A 4,845-nucleotide genomic window follows, 5' to 3' on the forward strand; every position below is an offset into this window, starting at 1 on the left:
CTTTCATCCTACACTCGGCACAAGCCTATGAATGGTTATCTATTGGCGTCATAGTTGGTTCTTTTGGTGCGCTGGTTCTTGCTCTTTACCAGTTCGTTATACTCCAGATGCCCCGTGTCGACGGTTTTCTCTTTAGTATCAACTTTAGTTATTTAGCCTGTTCATTGGCTTTTCTCGCCCTGTGCTTAAGTATAAAATCTAAATATAAACACTTGTTATTGATCGCATTTATAGCATCCATTATTTCAACAGTATTAACTTTAACTCGTGGTGCCATATTTGCTATTCCACTACTTCTAATATTGTGTGCCGTACTAAATTGGAAGAAATTAAAATTAAAATTAAATTTAACATCAGCTTTAATTGTAGGATTTATCGTACTGTCTTTGGGCGCTTACTGGTATTCCGATACAGTAAAACAACGAATCGATTTTACAAGTAATGAAGTATCCCATGTTTTCTCTGGGGATGTAAAAGCAGCTGAATCAATAGGTACTCGCCTCTTCTTATGGAGGGCTGCAACTGAAGCATTTAAACACAGCCCATTTATTGGTTTGCCTTATAATGAACGGGAATCACTCAATAAGCAGCTTTATGCTGAAGGCAAAGTGAATGAATATACGCGGGATCTTAATCGCGGCCATGCCCATAGCCAATATTTCGAAATGCTGGCGAGTAATGGAATATTGGGTATAGTTGCCATTATTATGATGCTTGTAGTACCTTTTGCGGTCTTTACTCAACACTACAGCAAAACCAATAGCCTCTGGGGTTACACAGGTGCGGTATTTGTCGCTGGATTTATGCTCTTTTGCTTAACAGAAGCACCATTACAAGCTAACTTAATCAGCGCATTCTATGGCTTTATGCTTGCAACCTTCTTTGCTCTTATTCGTATAGAAAAGTACAATGCCGTTCAATAGCCAAACTGATGAGCAGCAGGACATGAAGATTCTGATTATCGGCCCTTCTTGGGTTGGCGACATGGTAATGTCGCAAAGCCTCTACACCACATTGAAGCAAAACTATCCCGTAGCGACGATTGATGTTCTCGCTCCAGCGTGGTGTAAACCGATTTTAGAACGAATGCCAGAGATCAACTGTGCGATTGAAATGCCAATAGGGCACGGCGCATTCAACCTTGCTGGCCGTTGGGCACTGGCTAAAGAATTAAAGCGCAATGGCTATACGCACGCATACGTTTTACCTAACTCGGCCAAATCAGCTTTAATTCCTCTGTTTGCTGGCATTCCATCTCGTACTGGCTGGAAAGGTGAATTTCGTTATGGTTTGCTCAATGATCTTCGCCCAAATCGCAAAGTTTTTCAGTTTATGGTGGAGCGTTATGTTGCTCTTGCTTATTCTAAGGAAAGCATGCTTAGTAAAGTTCAGCTAGAAACCTGCCCTCGCCCTTCTCTATTAATCGATAGCAAAGCTCAACAGTATGCAATGTCAAGATTAGGCTTATCGACCCTAAAACCGATTATCGGTTTATGCCCAGGAGCAGAATTTGGCCCGGCTAAAAGATGGCCAGATAAATACTATGCTGAAGTTGCGAACGCTTTGATTGAAAAAGGCCAGCAAATTTGGTTATTCGGTTCAGCCAAAGATAAAGTGGTAACAAGCGCTATCCGCAATGCGCTTCCGAAGGAATTACAAAATTCGTGCTTTGATCTAGCCGGTGAGACATCCTTAATTGAGGCAGTTGATTTGCTTGCAGCTTGCCATACTGTCGTCTGCAACGACTCAGGGCTAATGCATGTATCAGCCGCCGTTGGGTGTAATATTGTTGCAATATATGGCTCAAGCTCACCAAAATACACACCACCATTGGCAGATAATGTCGAAATTATACACACTGACATAGAATGCCGCCCTTGCTTTAAACGCGAGTGTCCACTTAAGCACCTTGACTGTTTGAACAAGCTATCACCAAACTTGGTAATGGCTGCCGTAAACAAATTTATTGGATAAACTTGATGCAACATCTTTGGTTTGAACGTGGTGCTTATGCATCCAAGCAAGCAAAAAAATACTTAACTCATGAGTTTTCACCCGAGAAAGTGAAAAAGATCGCGATTTTTCGTCACGCTGCATTAGGTGATCAGGTCATTGTTCGCCCCTTTCTTATTGAAGCGAGAAAATTTTTTCCTAACGCGAAAATCACGTTAGTTGGAGACTCTAGCTATCAGTATGGAGCACCTTCAGATCTCGCTGATGAAACCATTTTTATGATTGGTCGACACCGCAAACATGAACTGAACTGGAAGCAGAAGATCCAGCAATTTACGCAATTAGAAGAGCAAGACATCATCTTTGATGTCGCAGGTACCAGCCGCTCTTACTGGATGACGTTGCTCAGCAAAGCCAAGCTGAAATTTGGTTTCCCATACAAACCTTATTTATGTGGAAGCTTGTACAATATTGCGGTATTTCGATCTGATTTTCAGCCAGAGCTTGAATGCATGCTCGATATGCTGAAAATGCTCGGACATAACCCACAAAGACCATTAAATTTTGGGTACCCAAGTCACCTGGAACTCTACGATAAAGAGCAAAGCAAACCTAACATTCTCTATTTTAATGGCGCATCAACTCAATCAAAAATTCTGACTCAAGAACAAATGAAGAGTTTCATTGAGCTCGCAATTACAACTTTTCCAAACCATCAACATGTCTATCTAGAAGGAAAAAATGATTTTGAAAAAGGTGATTTTCTTCGTCATTTGGAAGTTAACCATAATTTCACGATTCAGCCTTGTCTGTCATTAGATGAACTAGTCGAATACATTGCCAAGGCGCGCTTAGTGGTGGCTCCTGATACGGGAGTGAGAAATATTGCGGTGTCAACTCATACACCGACCGTTGGTATTTTCTACTCAACCGTGCCATTTAGATACACTCCATTAGAAGGTGATCACCGCATTGTCATGAATGCGAACGGTGAGATTCCTAGTAACGAACAAATTATTGCAGAGATGGCTACTGCATTAGAACAAAATAAAGAGACAGTATGAATAACTTCCCTATTATGGTTGCAAACCGCACCATCAAGTTGATTGGTAATATTTTTAAAGTGCTTTCATACCCATTCCACTTTGTTTTTCCTAAAGTACGATTCACTATTCCTGAATATTCTCCAGCCAAAATTCAAACAAAAAATAGCAGCGGTATACCTAAAGTTATTTGGCAAACCAACTATTCAAACCGTAGTAGTCTGCCTATCTATTTGAATTATCTATTCAATCGTCTAATGTCACTAAGCTACGATTATCGCTATGTCAGCACCGAAGCACGAGAAGAATATTTACGCGAAAATGCATCACAAGAAATTTATGATGCGTATATGAAGCTGACCGATGGTGCTGCTCAAGCCGATTTATGGCGTGTGACAACTTTATATCAACAAGGCGGTGTCTATATGGATATTGATGCCACATTGGTTTGGCCGCTTAGTCGACTACTAAAAGGTATCAATGACGCGTTATATATCAAGATCAAAAATGGGACCGAAATTACTAATTATTTTTTAGCGACATCGCCACAAAACCCTCATTTCCAGAAAGTGATGGATACGATTGTGTATAACATCCAGAACTATGATGTTAAAAAAGGAGTTTACGGGACAACAGGGCCTGCGGTATTCAATGATGTTTTAAAAGATGAATCCATTCAATATCGTCGTCGCCGTCATGTTTGTATCCAAGGCACATTTACCAATGAGTATTTTCAATATTTAGACAAGCCTCGTGGTAAATGGACTCACCAGAAACCTGAAGATCTAATCAAGAAGTAAACGAGGTCATTGTGCTCATTCGTTGGCTGTATACGCTCCTACTCACTATTGTTTCTCCATTTTTGATGTGGAGTCTGTACAGAAAACGAGATGGCAAGCCATCCGTGGGTGCTCGCTGGAAAGAACATTTTGGTTTCACACCGCCACTTGAAACTAATAAATCACCGATTTGGATCCATGCGGTATCGGTTGGAGAAACACTTTCCGTTTCTCCACTGATAAAAAAACTCAAATCACAATATCCTGATCAGCCGATTGTTATTACCACCACAACGGCTACTGGTGCAGAACAAGCGGCTAAATTACAAGGCATTGCCGAACATCGCTATATGCCATTTGACTTCTCTTTTGCCGTGCACGCTTTCATCAAGCGTATAAAACCGAGCCAGATGCTGATCATGGAAACGGAATTATGGCCGAATACGCTACATACTGTCGCAAGATCGGGTATTCCTATCACTGTTATTAATGCTCGTTTATCTGAGCGTTCATGCCAGCGGTACGCAAAAGTTCAGCCAATATTTAACATGCTAGCGAAAAATTTAACTCGAGTACTATGTCAATATCCCGACGATGCACAGCGCTTTATTCGATTGGGTGTGGCAAAAGAAAAAATTTTCGTCACTGGCTCAATTAAGTTTGATATCGATATAGACCAAACAACCATACAAAAAGGCCAGCAGTTAAGATCTAATCTGGGGAGAAATCGTCCAGTTTGGATTGCGGCAAGCACCCATCAAGGTGAGGATGAACAGGTATTAGCAGCCCATGCTGAAGTACTTAAAGAGCACCCTAACGCATTGCTTATTCTTGTCCCACGCCATCCAGAGCGATTTAATGCTGTTTTTGAGTTGTGTAAAACACAATTTATTAGTGTGCGACGAACTGAAACAAAGGCTGAACTTGATCCAGAAGTGCAGGTGTACCTAGGTGACACAATGGGAGAAATGCTAGTACTAATGGGAGCTGCTGACATTTGTTTTATGGGCGGAAGCTTGCTAGGAGGCAAAGTTGGAGGGCATAATATGCTTGAGCCGGCAGCTCTTGGT

The 4,845-nt window shown here is 41.3% G+C and carries 5 protein-coding genes; all 5 read left to right on the top strand.

Annotated elements, in window-relative coordinates:
• The coding region (locus B9J84_RS01080; RefSeq protein ID WP_094123329.1) for an O-antigen ligase at positions 1-923 on the top strand (923 nt) is incomplete at its 5' end.
• A 22-nt stretch (positions 924-945) separates the two neighbouring features.
• A complete protein-coding gene (gene waaF, locus B9J84_RS01085) occupies positions 946-1,974 on the top strand; it encodes a lipopolysaccharide heptosyltransferase II (RefSeq protein ID WP_179217489.1) in 1,029 nt (342 codons plus the stop codon).
• Between the two features lie 5 nt (positions 1,975-1,979).
• Positions 1,980-3,017 carry a glycosyltransferase family 9 protein gene (locus B9J84_RS01090; RefSeq protein ID WP_179217490.1) on the top strand — a complete coding sequence of 346 codons (1,038 nt, stop codon included), beginning with the start codon at positions 1,980-1,982 and terminating at the stop codon, positions 3,015-3,017.
• Positions 3,014-3,796, top strand: a complete 783-nt coding sequence (locus tag B9J84_RS01095) for a glycosyltransferase family 32 protein (RefSeq protein ID WP_013855739.1) — start codon at positions 3,014-3,016, stop codon at positions 3,794-3,796. Before B9J84_RS01090 ends, B9J84_RS01095 begins: the two co-directional genes overlap by 4 nt.
• An 11-nt stretch (positions 3,797-3,807) precedes the next feature.
• Positions 3,808-4,845 (top strand): lipid IV(A) 3-deoxy-D-manno-octulosonic acid transferase (gene waaA / locus B9J84_RS01100; protein ID WP_094123331.1); only part of this gene is annotated, 1,038 nt, incomplete at its 3' end.

Source organism: Vibrio sp. V03_P4A6T147 (assembly GCF_002241085.1).
In the GTDB taxonomy this organism is placed as follows: domain Bacteria; phylum Pseudomonadota; class Gammaproteobacteria; order Enterobacterales; family Vibrionaceae; genus Vibrio; species Vibrio anguillarum.

Bases quoted from the DNA above. Each gene is read 5' to 3' on its own strand.
- waaF (WP_179217489.1), top strand. From the start codon at position 946: ATGAAGATTCTGATTATCGGCCCTTCTTGGGTTGGCGACATGGTAATG.
- B9J84_RS01090 (WP_179217490.1), top strand. From the start codon at position 1,980: ATGCAACATCTTTGGTTTGAACGTGGTGCTTATGCATCCAAGCAAGCA.
- B9J84_RS01095 (WP_013855739.1), top strand. From the start codon at position 3,014: ATGAATAACTTCCCTATTATGGTTGCAAACCGCACCATCAAGTTGATT.